Source organism: Glutamicibacter sp. NPDC127525, from assembly GCF_042672105.1.
Taxonomy (GTDB): domain Bacteria; phylum Actinomycetota; class Actinomycetes; order Actinomycetales; family Micrococcaceae; genus Glutamicibacter.
In genome coordinates this window covers 110,358-127,100 of sequence record NZ_JBHXVN010000008.1, presented here as the reverse complement: position 1 = coordinate 127,100, position 16,743 = coordinate 110,358, and the positions used below count along the sequence as shown (strand labels likewise).

At 57.8% G+C, this 16,743-nt stretch carries 13 protein-coding genes; 7 read left to right on the top strand and 6 right to left on the bottom strand.

Annotation, left to right across the window (positions count from 1 at the left end):
- The first annotated feature begins 65 nt into the window (after positions 1-65).
- Positions 66-608, top strand: a complete 543-nt coding sequence (locus tag ACFVHU_RS16570; RefSeq protein WP_105662560.1) for a hypothetical protein — start codon at positions 66-68, stop codon at positions 606-608.
- Here the strand turns inward: ACFVHU_RS16570 and ACFVHU_RS16565 are convergent.
- From ACFVHU_RS16565 to ACFVHU_RS16555, 3 genes are all read right to left on the bottom strand, one after another.
- On the bottom strand, positions 581-2,392 hold the full coding sequence (locus ACFVHU_RS16565) for an AMP-dependent synthetase/ligase (protein ID WP_388025390.1): 1,812 nt from the start codon (positions 2,390-2,392) through the stop codon (positions 581-583). The two genes, ACFVHU_RS16570 and ACFVHU_RS16565, sit on opposite strands and share 28 nt — an antisense overlap.
- A gap of 113 nt (positions 2,393-2,505) precedes the next feature.
- Positions 2,506-2,940 carry a hypothetical protein gene (locus ACFVHU_RS16560; RefSeq protein WP_133834488.1) on the bottom strand — a complete coding sequence of 145 codons (435 nt, stop codon included), beginning with the start codon at positions 2,938-2,940 and terminating at the stop codon, positions 2,506-2,508.
- Positions 2,937-3,710: a carboxylesterase gene (locus tag ACFVHU_RS16555; RefSeq protein ID WP_133834487.1), complete on the bottom strand. Its 774-nt coding sequence runs from the start codon at positions 3,708-3,710 to the stop codon at positions 2,937-2,939. Before ACFVHU_RS16555 ends, ACFVHU_RS16560 begins: the two co-directional genes overlap by 4 nt.
- Positions 3,711-3,845: 135 nt before the next feature.
- On the opposite strand from ACFVHU_RS16555, the gene ACFVHU_RS16550 reads away from it, so the two are divergent.
- Both ACFVHU_RS16550 and ACFVHU_RS16545 read left to right on the top strand, forming a co-directional pair.
- Complete coding sequence (locus ACFVHU_RS16550; protein WP_105659066.1) at positions 3,846-4,517, top strand: 1-acyl-sn-glycerol-3-phosphate acyltransferase; 672 nt, start codon at positions 3,846-3,848, stop codon at positions 4,515-4,517.
- A gap of 71 nt (positions 4,518-4,588) precedes the next feature.
- Complete coding sequence (locus ACFVHU_RS16545) at positions 4,589-5,992, top strand: class II 3-deoxy-7-phosphoheptulonate synthase (RefSeq protein WP_105659067.1); 1,404 nt, start codon at positions 4,589-4,591, stop codon at positions 5,990-5,992.
- Between the two features lie 72 nt (positions 5,993-6,064).
- On the opposite strand, the gene ACFVHU_RS16540 is transcribed toward ACFVHU_RS16545, so the two are convergent.
- The 3 genes from ACFVHU_RS16540 to ACFVHU_RS16530 all read right to left on the bottom strand — a co-directional run bounded on the left by ACFVHU_RS16540 (position 6,065) and on the right by ACFVHU_RS16530 (position 13,180).
- Positions 6,065-8,281 carry a Stk1 family PASTA domain-containing Ser/Thr kinase gene (locus ACFVHU_RS16540; RefSeq protein ID WP_105659068.1) on the bottom strand — a complete coding sequence of 739 codons (2,217 nt, stop codon included), beginning with the start codon at positions 8,279-8,281 and terminating at the stop codon, positions 6,065-6,067.
- Positions 8,282-8,483: 202 nt separating this feature from the next.
- On the bottom strand, positions 8,484-8,732 hold the full coding sequence (locus tag ACFVHU_RS16535) for a WhiB family transcriptional regulator (protein ID WP_013348560.1): 249 nt from the start codon (positions 8,730-8,732) through the stop codon (positions 8,484-8,486).
- A gap of 638 nt (positions 8,733-9,370) precedes the next feature.
- A complete protein-coding gene (locus tag ACFVHU_RS16530) occupies positions 9,371-13,180 on the bottom strand; it encodes an FtsK/SpoIIIE domain-containing protein (protein ID WP_181149084.1) in 3,810 nt (1,269 codons plus the stop codon).
- Between the two features lie 249 nt (positions 13,181-13,429).
- Here ACFVHU_RS16530 and ACFVHU_RS16525 point away from each other — a divergent pair, with 249 nt between their 5' ends.
- The 4 genes from ACFVHU_RS16525 to ACFVHU_RS16510 all read left to right on the top strand — a co-directional run bounded on the left by ACFVHU_RS16525 (position 13,430) and on the right by ACFVHU_RS16510 (position 16,739).
- On the top strand, positions 13,430-14,650 hold the full coding sequence (locus ACFVHU_RS16525) for a CpaF family protein (RefSeq protein ID WP_105662564.1): 1,221 nt from the start codon (positions 13,430-13,432) through the stop codon (positions 14,648-14,650).
- Positions 14,651-14,652: 2 nt separating this feature from the next.
- Positions 14,653-15,504 (top strand): type II secretion system F family protein, encoded by an 852-nt coding sequence (locus tag ACFVHU_RS16520; protein ID WP_388025386.1) that lies wholly within the window; start codon positions 14,653-14,655, stop codon positions 15,502-15,504.
- Complete coding sequence (locus tag ACFVHU_RS16515) at positions 15,501-16,442, top strand: type II secretion system F family protein (protein WP_388025385.1); 942 nt, start codon at positions 15,501-15,503, stop codon at positions 16,440-16,442. The genes ACFVHU_RS16520 and ACFVHU_RS16515 overlap by 4 nt, the downstream gene beginning before the upstream one ends.
- Positions 16,443-16,505: 63 nt before the next feature.
- On the top strand, positions 16,506-16,739 hold the full coding sequence (locus ACFVHU_RS16510; protein ID WP_388025383.1) for a hypothetical protein: 234 nt from the start codon (positions 16,506-16,508) through the stop codon (positions 16,737-16,739).
- The last annotated feature ends 4 nt before the right edge of the window (positions 16,740-16,743 follow it).

The window sequence follows — 16,743 nt, the reverse complement described above, 5'->3', positions numbered from 1 at the left end:
CCAAGGTTGCGGGCCCCTGCGCTCTGCCAACTAATCGTGCGAACCACAAAGCAGAAGGAGCTGTGATGCGCCCAAGCAAGATGACGCCCGGGGCTGTGCCCGCCCGGCTGAGGCAGCAGGTTGCCGAGCTGGGATCCAAGGGCCAGCCGATCACGGTACTGGTCTTCACCCTCGACACGCATCTTCCGTTCTGCGAAATCGCAGAGCACCTGGCCGAACAATTCGGCGAATTGGATTGCAAGGCCCAGGTGGCCACGGCCGGACCGCAGCGCGTGCAATCGGTGATGGACGGGAAATTCACCGGCACCAACGTGTTGGTGGTTGTGGGCGATACCAGTGCCGACTCGGAAGACCGGCTCATGGAATTGGTCGAATGGCTGCTGGCCAATGGCCGCAAGGACCTGGCTGGGAACCTGATCTACGCGGTGCTTGGCCACGAGCACCAGAATCACGCCACCCAGGCATTCAGCCGCGTGGTATTGCCGCGCAGCTACTATGCCCGAACACAGCAAAGCGGCCTCAAGTTGCCTTGGGCCGCCTCAGCTCGCGAATCGTGGGAGCTGGCTAATGCAGTGCTGGACTATGCTGTCGGCTTGGGCGCCGAGTAGATGCCTTCGATCACGGCTTCGTAGTCCTTGAGCACTACTGCACGCTTGATCTTCATCGAGGGAGTCAAATGACCGGTTTCCTCGGTGAAGTCAGCAGGCACAACGCGGAAGGACTTGATCGCCTCGGCCTTGGATACCGAGGTGTTGGCCTTGTCGATGACCGCCTGCACGGTTTCGAGCACCTTTGGATGGGTCGATAGCTCGTCCAGCGACAGGTTCTGGTCCATCTGGTGACGGGCCAGCCAACCTGGCAGGGCTTCTGGATCCAAGGTCACCAGGGCCGCAATGAACGAGCGGCCCTCGCCGATGACCACGCACTGGGAAACCAGCGCGTCGGCGCGGATCTGGTCCTCAAGCAGCGCAGGAACCACGTTCTTGCCGCTGGCGGTGACGATGATTTCCTTCTTGCGCCCGGTGATTCTCAGGAATCCGTCGGCGTCGAGTTCGCCGATATCCCCGGTGCGGAACCAGCCATCGGTGAAGGTCTCATCCTGCAGCTCTGGACGGTTGCGGTAGCCGCGCATCACGCAAATGCCCTTGGTGAGGATCTCTCCGTCCGCGGCGATGCGCACGGCGTTGCCCGGCAGCGGCTTGCCTACGGTGCCGATCTTGATCCGGTCCAGGGTGTTCACCGTGATCGGTGCGGTGGTTTCAGTCAGGCCGTAGCCTTCCAGAATGGTGACCCCGATGCCGTTGAAGAAGTGGCCGAGGCGCTCGCCCAGCGGACCTCCGCCGGAGACCGCATGGCGGATGTTGCCACCCATCGCGGTGCGCAGTTTCTGGTAGAGCAGGGCGTCGAAGAGCTTGTGCTTCAGGTTCAGCACGAGCGGTACCTTGCCCTCCTGCTTGGCGCGGGAGTATGCCACTGCAACGTCAACGCCGGCGTGGAAGATCTTGCCCTTGCCGCTATCTTCAGCCTTGAGCATGGCCGAGTTGTAGACCTTCTCGAAGACGCGTGGCACAGCGAGGATGAAGTTCGGCTTGAAGGACTGGAGGTCCTCGAGCAGGTGCTTGACATCGGGGGTGTGTCCGGTGCGGCAACCAGCGGCAATGTTGACTACCGAGATGAAGCGGGCGAAAACGTGAGCCAGCGGGAGGAACATGATGGTCGATGCGCCCGGGTAAACGGCGCCGGGCAGGGTAGCCACAGCGTTCTCCGCCAGCTCCACGAAGTTGCCGTGGGTCAGCTCGCAGCCCTTGGGGCGGCCGGTGGTGCCCGAGGTGTAGATGATCGTGGCGATGTCATCCAATGCTGTGCCCGAACGGCGGGCTTCGAGCAACTGGTCATCGACGTTCCGGCCATCTTCGGAGAGCTGTTCCAGCCCGCCATCGAACTGCCAGACGTGATCCAGTCCGTCGAGCTGTTCCTGATGGGCGGCGCGGCGGACCACGGCTTCCTGGGCGGCGGCCTCAACGACGACGGCCTTGGCACCGGAATCGGAAACGATCCAGGCAACCTGGCTAGGGGAGGAAGTTTCATAGACGGGGACGGTGACGCAGCCGGCGAACCAGATGGCGAAGTCAACCAGCGTCCACTCGTAGCGGGTCTTGGCCATCAGCGCGATGCGGTCGCCAGGTTCGATGCCATTGGCGATGAACCCCTTCGCAATAGCCCGGGCGTCGGCAGCGAACTGCGATGCCGTGACATCATTCCACGTTCCGTCGGTTCCCGGCTTTGAGAACAATGCCGGGTTGGCCGCTGAATTCGCGTGGCGTAATAGCAGATCTGTAATATTCGACTGCTGTGGCGAATGAATGCGAATTGGCGAGCTGTATTCGCGCATCTGGTCTTCAACTCCTGAAACTCTGTGTGACCCCATTAGCAATAGCGGGTAACCCGCATCACATATTTATTACTATAGAGTAACCTACCGTGTGGTGTACTCAAAGCCGTTTTCTATACTTGAGCCCCATCATCTCCCGGATCGCGTTCAGTGGGAAGACGTTTGAGCAAGTAGGCGATTCCGAGCAGGGCGGCGAGTGCCAGTCCGAAATAGATGAACACCGGAGCTGCGCGGAAAAACACCACGCACAGCAGCAACCCAAGCGGACCGCCAGCGGCGCCAACCCAGGCGAGGTTCAGCATCGGATCACCTGAACCCAGCGCGGCGGGTTCTTCTGGAACGAACTCTTCCGGGGTCTGCTCAGCAACATAGTCGCGCGGTCCGCGAACCGCGGCAGGCCCGGTGTTGAAGAGCTTCTCCAGTCTCGCCGCGCGCTCGTCGGCGCTGGGTTCGCGGGGTACCGAGGCATCAAGCTGACGGAAATTCTCGACTAGCTCATCCCACTGCGGATCATTCTGGTTTGAAGGATGGGCATCTTCCGGATTCATGCGCGCTCCTCCTTGCGCTTCTGTTCCGTGGCGGCCAGCTGCGCGAAGAAGCGAGCGGATTCGTGGAAAATCTGCTCCGCATCGTAGTCCAGGGTGGCTACGTGCTTGGAGTGCAAGAGCATGTGGTGCTCGGCCAGGGTGCCTGAGTTCAGGCCCTCGACCAGCTCGCGCACCGACTGCTCTGAGACTACGTTGTCGACGGTGGAACGGAAGAGCTGCACCGGGGCGTTCACCAGCTCCAAGCGCCGGCGGGTCTGGGCAAAGAGCGAACGGAGTTCGGCTACGGCTGCTACCGGGGTGCGCGGGTAGGCCCCTTCATCGACACCGCGCTTGGCGATGTCATTGCTGATAGGGGCAACGCTGCGCACTACATGCTTGAGCCAAGGAGTATAGGAGGACAAGGGGGAGTCCACGACCAGGCCCGGATTGACCAGCGAAACACCGGCTACATTGCGGCGGGTCGCCAGATGCAGGGCCAGGGCGCCGCCCATGGAAAGGCCGGCGGCGAATACCTGCTCGTGCGTGCGCGCGAGCCTGTCAAAAGCCGCTTCGGTAGCGTGGATCCACTGGCCATAACCTCGACCGACCATGTCCTGCCATTGCGTTCCGTGCCCGGGCAAAAGGGGAATGTCCGTGTCGAATCCGGCCTGCTCCAAGGAATCCGCCCATGGCTGCATGGAAACAGCGGAGCCGGTAAAACCGTGGATCAAAAGTACTGCACATGGACGTTTGCGCTCGTCCAGCGGAGTATTGCCTGCATCAAGTTTCATCGTGAACCCTCCGGATTTCTGCCTTCACCTTCGAGCGTAGTGCACAATTGAAGGGTGCGGAGTGCGCTTCGACCAGTAAGGTCGCGGTTTCTCTTCCCGCGTAGCTGGTCAACTAGAAGAAGGAATTTTCCCGCTGTGCTGTACGACTTCCTCAAGCGTTTCGCTGTCCGGCCGCTAATACGAATTTTCTTCCGCGTCAAGATCCAGGGCATCGGCAATGTGCCTGAAACCGGTGCGGCGATCTTGGCTTCCAACCACCTGTCGGTGAGCGACTCGGTGTTCCTCCCAGCGGCGCTGGATCGTACCGTGATTTTCCTGGCCAAGGACGAGTACTTCAACGGCAAGGGCATCAAGGGCCGGATCACCGCGTGGTTCTTCCGCAATATCAACCAGCTGCCCATGGACCGTTCAGGCGGGCAGAAATCGGCTGCTTCGCTGGCCAGTGCCAAGAACGCACTGGCGCAGGGCCAGGTGCTGGGCATCTATCCGGAAGGCACCCGTTCACCGGATGGACGGTTGTACCGGGCCAAGCTCGGCGTCGCCAAACTCGCCCTGGAAACAGGTGCACCGGTGATACCAATTGCAATGATTGGCACCGACAAGGTCCAGCCCATCGGCCAAAGCCTGCCGCATCCGGGCCGGATCGGGATCAAGATCGGCAAGCCGCTGACCTTCGAGCACCTGAACGGCAGGTCCGCGAATCCTGAAACGCTTCGCGCTTGCGCCGACGAGATCCGCAAGGCAATCAATGTCCTGTCAGGTCAGAGCTACGTCGACATCTATGCTCCACGCAAACCAAAGAAGTAGCAGGCCGCTATGCGCAGTGTTACGGCGACTTGTTACATTCATCGCGGTCCTTTGAGCTGATGCCACGTAGAATGGGCAAGGTGAGCGAAGAAAACCGAACCCCATTGCCAGGCTCCTCCGTAGCCGGCCCCGCCACCGATCCGCAACTAGATTTGTGGCGTGAATTGCCAATTGCCCAGCAGCCGACTTGGCGTGAGCACAAGGACTATCAGTCCTCCATCAACGAATTGGGTTCGCGTCCGCCACTGGTATTTGCCGGCGAAGTCGACGTACTGCGCGAACGCTTGGCCGCAGCAGCCCAGGGCAAGGCCTTCTTGCTGCAGGGCGGCGACTGCGCCGAAACCTTTGCCGATGCAACCGCCGACAAGATCTCCTCGCGAGTTCGCACCATCTTGCAGATGGCTGTGGTGCTGACCTATGGCGCATCGATGCCGGTAATCAAGATGGGACGCATGGCTGGCCAGTTCGCCAAGCCGCGCTCCTCGAATGACGAAACCCGAGATGGTGTTACTTTGCCGGCATTCCGCGGCGACATCGTCAACGGCTTCGACTTCACACCCGATTCCCGTGCCCACGATCCGAAGCGCATGGTGCAGGCCTACAACACCTCATCGGCCACGCTGAACCTGATCCGCGCGTTCACCCAGGGCGGCTTCGCAGACCTGCGCAGCGTGCACTCGTGGAACAGCGGATTCATGGCCAACCCGGCGCACTCCGCCTACGAGCAGCTGGCCGGCGAGATCGACTCGGCCATCCGCTTCATGGATGCCTGCGGTGCAGACTTCGAGGCGCTCAAGCGCACCGAGTTCTTCGCCTCCCATGAAGCACTGCTGCTGGACTACGAGCGTGCGTTGACGCGTACCGATTCGCGGACCGGCCTGCCGTACGACACCTCCGGCCACTTCCTGTGGATCGGTGAACGAACCCGTCAGCTGGACCACGCACATGTGGACTTCCTCTCGCGCGTGCGCAACCCAATCGGCGTGAAGCTGGGCCCGAACTCGGATCCGGAAGATGTCCTCGCGCTGATCGAAAAGCTCGATCCGAACCGCGAACCAGGACGCCTGACCTTCATCACCCGCATGGGTGCGAAGAACATCCGCGAGAAGCTGCCAAACCTGATCGAAAAGGTCACGGCCTCCGGCGCCCAGGTGCTGTGGGTTACGGACCCAATGCACGGCAACACGGTCACCAGCCAGAACGGCTACAAGACCCGCAACTTCGAAGATGTCATGGACGAAGTCCGCGGCTTCTTCGAAGTGCACGACGCGCTGGGCACCTTCCCAGGCGGCCTGCATGTGGAGATGACCGGCGACGATGTGGCTGAGTGCCTCGGCGGAGCGGATCCGATCCGCGAGGAAGACTTCGACTCGCTGTACGAGTCGCTGTGCGACCCGCGCCTGAACCACCGCCAGTCCCTGGAGATGGCCTTCCTGGTCTCGTCGGCACTGCAGAGCCGCAGCCGAAACCGCTAGCAGCTAGAGAATAATCCGGTTCCCGACAGCGGGAACCGGATTATTTTTATGCCTGGGGGAACGGCGCAGGCCTCAGAAGGCGTAGATGCTGATCTCGCTGCCGCGCACGGCTTGCTGGTGCAATGGAGACTGCATGCGAACGGTCTGGCTGAAACCGCCAAAGACATTGTGCGTCTTCACGGAAAAGCCGGCGGCTTCCAGTGCAGAGAGTGCTTCCTCGACGCCCATGCCGAGCACGGATGGGATCTGGACGTATTCTGGTCCTTCCGAGAGATTCACTGTCACGGTGCTGCCGTACGCAACGGTGCCCTGGGCCGGGTCCTGGACGGCGACTAGGCCTTTTTCGGTCGTCGTGGAATGGACGGATTCACCGGTTTCCAGCTTCAAGCCCATGGACTCAAGCTTTTCCTTGGCCGCATCCTTGCCAAGACCAATGACCGCAGGAACAGGAACCGGAGCATGTCCCTTGGAAACAGTGAGGGTGATGATGTTCTTCCGCGGCAATTTCTTGCCGGCGGCAGGGGAGGAACTGATAATCTCGCCCTTCGTCACCGATTCCGAGTAGGCCTCGGCTTCCTGGACATCTTCGAAACCGATTTCATCGAGCAACTTGGTGGCCTGATCCAGGGTTTTCCCGGTGAAATCCGGAACTGCAAAAAGCTGAGGGCCTTGCGAAACGATCAGATCGATTCCCTGGAACTTCATGATGTTCTCGCCGGTCCCCGGCTGCGAGTCGACCACCCTGCCGATGGCAATCTCATCGTTGTAGGTCGTGCCTACCCGAACTGGAACACCTTGGCCATCCATTTGCGCGACTGCCTGCGATTGAAGCATGCCGGTCAATGACGGGATGCGGATGACGGTTCCGGGGCCGCGGCCGAAGAACCATCCGGCACCTGCGACCAGAGCCACGATGAGGATCCACATCACGGTGATGACGAACTTCTGCGTACCCGAGCGAGGCTGACGCAACCGGTGGGTGGGTACCTGTGCTTCCTTGCGCCACTTTCTTGCAGCCTGCTTCTGCGCACGCTTTTGGCCACGTACCGACAGCGGTGCTTCGGAATCGGCGTCATTCTCGTGGGCCGGTTCCAGATCGCGGCCGCGGGTGTACACCGACGTTGCGGCTATGCCAGAATCAGCGGCAAGATCAGTGGGACGAGGCTGGGCCAGTGTGGCTTGCGCATCGCGAAGATCCAAGACTTCGGTGGCGTCAACCGCGGCAATGACGGTTGTCTGGTCAGGATCGGCGGGGGCATCATCGATAACGTAGCTGTCCTCGTGCTGAGCAGTATTCCGCTTCAGCCATAGCTGTTCACGCTCATCTTCGCGCTCGCGTTGCATCGCATCAAGACGCTGCTGCAGCGTAGTGGGCATCTGCGCCATAGTTTGCGGGGTGAGATCTTCAATCCCGCCGAGGTCCTCGGCGCCCAGGTCCAGTTGCGCATCGTTGAGCGTTGAGCGGATCTGGATGATCTCCTCCAGCAGCAGCGAAGCATCTTGCGGGCGCTTCTCTGGATCCTTCTCGGTGCACCATCGAACCAACTCATCGAGATCTTCGGCCAATCCCGGAACCAAGTCCGAGGGCATGGGCATGGGGGAGTCCAGATGATGCTTCATTAATGCAGCGGCATTGGTCTCGGTATACGGTGCTTGTCCAGTCAGCATCTGGTAGATCATGATGCCCAGTGCGTAGATGTCGCTGCGCGAATCGGCTGGTGCCCCTGAAACTAGTTCGGGGGAGACATGGGACAGCGTGGCGACGAGCGTGGCTGACTGGGTATGGGCGCTGGCAGCACGGGCCAAGCCGAAGTCGGTAACTTTCACTTCGCCGGTATCGGAGAGCAGCACATTTGCCGGTTTCATATCCCGGTGGATGATTCCCTCGCTGTGCGCGGCGCTGAGACCGTGGCAAATTTGTTCAAGGACGCTTAGCGCCTGACGCGGAGTAAAGCGGCCGCGTTCTTCAATGACCTGTTCGAGGTTCCGTCCTCGAACATACTCCATCACGAGGTACACCAGATTATCGCTCACGTTGTGATCGCGGATGGAGACCACATTCGGATGAGTGATATTCGCAGCGATGACAGCTTCGGATTCGAATCGCTCACGCACTGTATGCTCGCTGGAGAAGTTGTCGTTCAGGATCTTCACGACAACCGCTCGATGCAGGCGCTTGTCCATGCTGCGGTAGATGCGTGACATGCCACCCAGGGCAAGCAGATGGTCCAGTCGGTATCGACCATCCAGCGTCTTGCCCAGGTTGGGGTCGGTCAGGGCCGGGCTCATTTTGCGGTCGCACCTGCCTGAACGGTGCACGCGAAGCGGGCCAGAGTCACTAACGGATCCTTTCGAACATGAATACTACTTTTAATGTACCTAGCTGAGCTGACAATTTGTCGCTTAAACTCGAAATCCGCCAGTGGTGTTTACCTCTGGCGGATTTCGTATAGCGTCTCGGGTTGCGAGAATTACCTCGAGCGCAGCTTAATTAGGAAGCGCGGCGAGCTCGTGCTGCACGACGCTTCAAGGCACGACGCTCATCTTCGCTCATGCCACCCCAGACGCCTGCATCCTGGCCGGACTCAATAGCCCACTGCAGGCAGGTTTCGGTTACTTCACATCGACGGCAGACGCTCTTGGCCTCTTCGATCTGCAACAGGGCCGGACCGGTGTTTCCCACTGGGAAAAACAGTTCCGGGTCCTTTTCCAGACACGCCGCGCGGCTACGCCAATCCATGCTTATTGATGCTCCTTGAAATCTGAGAGGGTGTGAAACACCAACGACAATCAACACACAGGCAAAAAATAACTAGGAGTGAAATGAAATCCTGGTTGCCTAGCGGTTAACATCTGGCGTCTCGAAAGGTCGGAGAAGTCCATTCGGGCACTTCGTTTAACCGACCACATAAGGTTTTCATGTAACGCGGAAGTAAACAAGAGTCACGGTAGCGAAATGTTGCTGAATGCCTGAGTGCTTTCTCACATGGCATTTGGCACTAGGATCCGCTAGTTATCAGAGGTGTGGCGCGAGCAACAGCAAAAGTCAATTGTTGCGGTTTGAGTTCCTGCAGAAGGTCAACGAAAATTGTTGATGTGAGCAACGAAAATGCAATCTCGTCCCGCCCAACCAGTGTTTTCGTGGTTGCCGCGCTTGTCCTAATTGAGGCCCTGGCTGTTCTGGCGTACGCCATCAGCTACATGTTGAACCTCGACACCAACGGAACAGTCAATATGGGCGGGCAGTTATTCATGCTGGCCCTGTGCTTGCTTCTTGCCGTTTGGCAAGGCTCGGTAGCTGTCAACTTCTTCAAGGGAAAAGCGTTCACTCGTGCTCCGATTGTCGTTTGGCAACTATTCCAGCTCATCCTCTCTGTTTCATTCCTGAGCTCCAATATCCCGATGGTGACGGCCGCGGCGGTACTTTCCATCGTGGTCGCCGGAACCACTGTGGTGATGCTCTTCGCGCCGAAGACCACCGCATTCCTCGGAGACCGGCCAAACCGCTGAATTGCCAGCAGATAATTCGTACGGAATATGAATCATCCGCGGTTTGCCTCGTTTGGAGATGACCGCGCACCAATAGTCTTTGGCTCCTTGATGAGGCACCTGATGGATTGGCTGCCAATTCATCGGTTGAAGATCTTGCGGATGATGGGCTTCGACAGCGACTACCTGGCGATCATCGAACCCGTTGGCGCTCAATCCCAGGTCGAAGGCCATCCTGCTGGACGGCGGAACGAATAGCGCGACACCGATTCCCCTCGAATTCAGAGCGTTCAAGAGCGGTGGCAACCGAGAGTCATTGGTGGTTTCGAGGAAGAGGCAAAGCAAGTCCTGCCGAACACGGTACGAGCCGTCCTCGAGAGAACGTACGAACCGTTCAAAGTCCGGTAGGCCGCAAATATGCGGGGAGTTCCAACGCACAGCGAGTACGGCAGTCAGCTGCCGGCGCTGTTGCGTATCGGGGCACAGCACAACAACCATCGGACCTGCTGGTCGAGGGACCGCCTCACCATCGAAGGGCGAGTATCCCAGAAAGTTTGCCGGTTGAAGGGCAGAACCTGAAGGCATCTGCCAAGCCGAAGGCACTTCGGGCCAGGTGCTTCCCGGGATTTCAGCTAATTGAACTTCGGTGAGTTGGAAGACCTGCGGAGGATGCCCCGAACTCAGCTTGACCCCTCGACCCGGCAAAAGCGAACAGGCCGGGATCTTGGGCCACATCATCTTTAATGACTCGGTAGCGTTGAATGGGAAGAACCATTGCTCTGTACAAAGACCGGTGGACTTCAACGCGTTTTGGTCGCGGTCAACTGAACAAATCACCATAGGCGATTGCGGGCCGCCGAAACGCAATAGCGTACCGAGTGCTTCGTCCAGGCGTTGGAAATGTTGCGGGTGGATATTGGACTGCAACTGGGCCAGTGAATGAACGAGAATGATCAATGCTGGATCACTGGGCATGGATTCCAGGAAGTCGACAGCATCGAAAAAGCCATAGGGATCCTCACCCGTGACAACCTTGACGTTTTCAGTGGCATCCGGGATCGGCGACGGACCGAAGCAAAGTATTTTTCTGGGCGAACGGGCGAGGGAAGCGAACAGGGTTCGGGCACCGGCTTCTGGCAAGCCGCAGATCAATGTTGATCGTGAACGGGCAGGGTCAAGAATCAAAGGTTCAAGCCGGGCCAAATGCAGATTATCTGCAACGCCGCAGTAAATCGTTCCTCGTTCCTTCCCATCCCACGTATCTGGCGAGTGCGTTGGTTCTGCTGGCCGAGGCAACGCTGGAGCAAAACCAGATACCGGGAGCTCCGAAGTGGACCACTGTGAGGAAAGTTCTGCTGCATGGTTTTGCAAGCGATCTCCAGCGACTGACGCGATGCTCTTTTCGAATCGGCACAACGGACGAAGGCTGAGATCTTGACGATTCCGCTCGAATAGTTCGCCGTGCAGTGGCGGCTCGATGGCCAGCTGGAATTGCATGTTCCTAGTGGGCTTGGAAGCGCCCTTGATGATCGCCTGTCCGGGGTGGAGGAGTTTGGACGCCTCGGTGGAGCCCACCAGTTCCACGGACTCACCCGGGTCGTTTACCCTCAATGCGATTGTCGTGTTTAAGTTCGCCTTGGTTTGTCCCGTCAAAGCGCCAGCCGGACGCTGCGTGCTGAGAATCAGATGGATTCCTAGAGCTCGACCCACCGCAGCTAAACGATCAATTCTGGCGCTGGCTTGAGGAAGCGTCTCGACGAAAACACGGAATTCGTCAATGACTACCAGCAAGCGAGGCAGAATCGGGCCTGATTCGTCGAGATCTTGATATTCCGCAATGTCGCTGCAGCCTTGTGCTGCCAGAAGCTCCTCGCGCCGCCGCACCTCATGTTCTAGTTGTTCCAACGTGCGCTGAGCCGCTGCCTCATCGAGGTCGCTTGCGAAGAGCTGGACATGGGGCAAACCTGCATAGACGCCTAGTCCAGCTCCACCCTTGAAATCAATAAGTGCGAAGGCAAGCTGAGTCGGCGGGTAGTTCCGGGCAAAATCAGCAATCAGGCGCCTGAGCGCTTCTGACTTGCCTGACCCTGTAGTGCCGCAAATCAGTACATGCGGACCATCCTCATGAAGATCAAGGAACACGTCCTCTTGCTGTTCATCGAGGCCCAGATGTGCCCGTACGGCTAGTGACGGGGATGCAATGGATTCTGCGTTCTTGGTTATTGCCTGCTTTTGCAGCTGCACATACTGCTGCACCATCCTGTCGAACCGCGAAAGGCTCAGCGTGCTTAGGTTCTGCAGCACTAAGCGTTCGTCGGGCAAACGCGAGGACACGGGGCTTGGAACAATCCAATTCTCCACGGATTCGGCCAGCACCGGTGAAACGCCCAGCACCAGGGCGCCGGAAATAGGTTGAGGTTCCTGGGCAGTGACGTACAACGTCGCCAGGTTGGTTTCCTCTTTCCTGGTGAAGCTCGATTCTTCGGGAATCGACAGGTGGGCCACGGAAACGTTGCTCACCAAAAGCAGCGACGCCGGAAGACACCTGACACTGGGATCGAGCACGAGCCGTATCTGGCCGGAATGTATGGCCGGGAGATAGCGTGCAAGTACTGCGGCCAGAATAGCCCCAGCGCTTTGCCCTTGTGCAGAATTCAGCTGCCAGACGCTCGGGGTACTCGGGAAAAATACTGGACCGAACCAGGGCGCGTCCGACTTCGTCTTCCTGAGGCTACGAAATACTTTGCGGATCCCCGTGGGATCAGAACGAGAGGTGTCCTGCGGAGACCACAGTCCCTCGCCCCAAACCAGTGGTGGTATCCGGGCATGCGACAGTCCCAAAGAAGCGGAATCCAGTCCGGCTACGAACGATTCTCCGAGAGCCGGAGAATATTTACTTCTCGCGATAATGGCGGAAGCTCGTTGCACTTCCATTTCCCTTTTCCATTCGCGACGCTCCACGAACAGTTGACCGGCAGGCACCATACCCATAAGGGCCGAAACGCCACTCAAGATCAGAAAGAGCATCGAACCGGTAACCAAGGCAAGCAAGACGCCGGAGATGATCGGAACGAATGCTGCGAGGACCAGAGCAATTAAGCGGGACAGCTCGGGCTTGGAAGGTACTTGGATTTCCAATTGTTCGGGGGTTACCAATTGACCGGATTGGGCGGTTAATGGATCGCCGACAGCGAATTCAGTGTTGCCCAGAAAGAAGCGCGATCCGTGTTCCAATTCCACGGACTCGCAGCGGCTGCCATCTGGCATGGCAAGTTGCTGCTCAGAGCAGGCTACCAGGCGCAAGCTCCGGGTTGTCACGAATAACTTCGCGTGAACCCGGGACACCAGCGGATCTTCTAACCATAATGGGGCGGTTCTGCCGATGACATGTTCTCCCTTTGTGAGCGGAATCCAGGCACCAGCGTCGGGGCCGCGAACTACATATAACTTGAGGCACGAAGCTGTGGTGCTTGTGGCGCGAACAGGTTGGGGCAATTCATTGAGCAGAAGACGTTCAGACGCATGCAGGATCCCCAACTCTTCTATCCGCGTTATTCCCGAATACCATCGTTGTCCCGGGAAATGCTGCTGCAGCAGTGCGGCGAGCTGCTCGCCCGATATTCGTCCGGACATGACAAGTTCGAATTGCCGCGGATGCTGGAATTTTCGGGAAATCAGAAGTAATTCATAGCGGACCATGAGGTCTCCTGAATGTAATGGAATGTTGTCGTTCCCATCTAAACCAGCATTGAGGGCGGCGCTGGAAGATAAGAATCTTGGTGTGGAGAAAGTACCAAGAACTATCCACAACTTCGGGAACCTCTTGAAAGCGGTCTCTGCTGCAGATAGCATCCCTTGTCATACGAATAGGTATGCTGCACCGACGACGCGCTCGCCGATAGTCCCCGAGATCGGGATCCTCCAGTAGGGAAGCCAAAGGAGTCAGTCGTGGATGCGCTGTCCATTGTCGAAGACGAAGTACGCGAGCTGGTTCGCCGGCGTGGATTGGACCCGGCAAAGCAGCCAGCGATGATCCGATCACTTATTGAAGAGGTCATTCGCGACTACGACGAACGCGCATTGCTTGGCGCCGTGCCTTCACTTGGATCGCTAGAGGCCGCCCAACGTTCAGTATTCGATAATGTGGCCGGGTTCGGAGCGCTGCAACCCTTATTGGATGATCCTTCTGTTGAAGAGATCTGGGTAAATTCTCCACATCAAGTATTTTGCGCCAGAGGTGGCCAAAGCGAACTGACCCACATACGCATGGAATCGGCAGAAATCGCGGCTCTAGTAGAACGCATGCTCAAAACGTCGGGCAGGCGTCTGGACCTTTCCCAGCCATTCGTCGACTGCCAATTGCCTGATGGGTCTCGTCTTCACGTCGTGATTCCAGACATCACCCATGAGCATTGGGCCATCAACATTCGTAAGTTCATTGCTCGCGCGGGAAAACTTGAAGATCTAGTTGAGCTGGGAGCCTTGAGCGAACAAGCAGCGAGGTTCCTTTCTACGGCGATCAGTGCCGGTCTGAATGTCATCGTTACTGGCCCTACACAAGCCGGCAAAACGACAATGCTCAACTGTCTGGCATCAGCGATCGGCCCCAGGGAACGCATTATCACCATCGAGGAAATCTTTGAGCTGAATCTTTCACTAAGAGATGTCGTTGCCATGCAAACTCGCCTCGCCAATCTTGAAGGCACCGGTGAAATCACGATGCGCCGGCTGGTCAAGGAGGCCTTGCGCATGCGCCCGGAACGGATCATTATCGGCGAGGTCCGCGAAGCAGAGTCCTTGGATATGCTCATTGCCCTGAACTCGGGAATCGCGGGGCTATGTACCTTGCATGCGAATTCTGCCCGCGACGCTATCACAAAAATTTGCACTTTGCCGTTGCTTGCAGGACCAAATATCACCAGCGACTTCACCATCAAGACCGTGGCTGCATGCATTGACCTTGTGGTTCATTGCGTGCGGAGTCCACAGGGCCATCGCTATGTCAACGAGATTCTCAGCGTGCGCAACCGCGTGGAGGAAGGGCAAATTGAGTCCTCGACGCTATTCGAGCGGCAAGCCGATCGCCTGCTGCCGGCTCGGGGAGCCGATTGGTCCCATGAAAAGTTTGATGTCGCTGGAATCAATATTGCCGAATTGATGGCGGTGTAGCGGTGGTTGCTTTCTTTGCTCTCCTTGGCGGGCTAGGCATTGCCCTCATGGTTGACTGGTTGCTCTTCGCCCCGTGGGCAAAATCGCCCAAACGTAGCTCGGCCATCAAGAATGCTCTTTTGCATGCAGGAATGAGCAATCTGGCTCCGGCAAAATTCATCGTGATTTGCCTGGTCTGCGGGCTGACTTCCGCGTTGGTGACGTTGGGACTCACCGCTTCGTGGCTCTTCGCCTTGGTGTTTAGCATCTTCGGTTCATTCGCACCATGGGTCTACCTGCGCCATCAAGCCACCAAGCGCCGCACAGAATTGCAAGAACAATGGCCAGAGGTGGTTGATCACTTGCGAAGTGCCATCCGGGCGGGCCTATCTCTTCCCGAAGCATTGAGCCAATTGGCTGTCGTCGGCCCGCAGGTATTGCGTCCGCTATTTCGGGATTTCGCATTGGACTATCGAGCCACAGCGAACTTCTCCGTGGCGCTGGACCAGCTGGGCGAACGCTTGGCAGACCCGGTAGCCGACAAGATTCTCACGACATTGCGGATTACGCGTGAAGTCGGGGGCACCGACTTGGGGCATACGCTCACAACTTTGTCGGCATTCTTGCGCGATGACGTGAGAACACGAGGGGAACTCGCTGCCCGCCAATCATGGATTGTCTCGGCAGCGCGTTTGGCAGTCGCCGCGCCATGGATCTTGCTGTTGGTCTTGGGCACCCAGGAAGCTGCGAAGGATGCATATATGACGTTCGGGGGAGTGATAGTGCTATGCCTGGGCATGCTGGTTTCCCTCGTTTGCTATCGAATCATGCTCCGGCTGGGCACCTTGCCAGTAGAAGAACGAGTCCTGGCATGAACAGCTATACACCGTGGGCGGCGCTTTGCGGTTTGGGACTTGGCATAGGCCTTTGGCTGGTCTTTGTGAACCTGCCGGGCTGGCGAAGAATGGCCTTCGCTGATCGTATTGCGCCCCATGTTCGCGTTGGCGTTCGAAGCTCACGCATGCTGGAAGACGCATGGCACTCTGACTCCGGGCACTCGGCTTTAGGCCAACTCGCTGCCCCCATGTTGCTGCAAATCAAGAAGCTGGCTAGCCTACACAGTCCTTCGGCAAGTACTCTTCGGAAGCGTCTGAACGCTGCCGGATTGGACATGAGCGTAATTGACTACCGGTCTCAAGAAATTGTTTATGCTCTGGCAGGCCTAGTAGCAGGATCTGCGCTCATGGCCTTTGCCGCCGTTCAGTATCATGTCTCTTTGATCCTATCGGTGCTAGTCGTTATTGGTTTCGGGATTGTTGGCTATGCATTGCGTGGTTGGTGGCTTGGCGAACAGATCCATCGGCGGGCCAGGAAAATATTGACTCAGTTTCCAACCGTGGCCGAAGTGCTGGCGCTAACTGTCGGCGCAGGCGAATCAACCACCGGGGCCATCGAAAGAATTTCACGAATCTGCCACGGGGTGATCGGTGACGAATTCACCAAGACTTTGAACGACATTCACGCAGGCACACCGATGGTCCAAGCGATGCAGAATATGTCCGACCGGATGCAAGTTGGAGCCATGACGCGATTTGTCGATGCAATCGTTGTTGCAACAGAGCGAGGCACACCATTGGCTCAAGTGCTCAGAGACCAAGCACAAGATGTCCGCGATGCGTCCAAACGAGAACTTATGGAAGTTGCAGGAAAACGCGAGATTTCCATGCTGGTACCGGTCGTGTTCGGAATTCTTCCTCTCACGATCGTTTTCGCCGTATTCCCCGGTCTGGCGTTATTGGAGATGAGTTATTGATCGGAGCATAGAAAAGCTTGAATCTCCCACTTTGAAATCCTTTAGCAAGTTAGAAGGGCCGTCATGAATCACATACAAGAAATGATGCTCAAACTGGTATTGCAAATCACTGCAACCGGTGAACTACTCTTTCGTAAGGTTTCCCCGAAACTCAGGGATAGCAGAGGCGACGTGCCCGGATGGGTCATGATTACACTCATGTCCGCGTTGCTGGTTGCCGCCTTGCTGGCCATTGCAGGGCCTAGGCTGCAGGACCTGTTCAACCAAGCGATCGATCGAGTTTCCGGATTGGGATGACCGC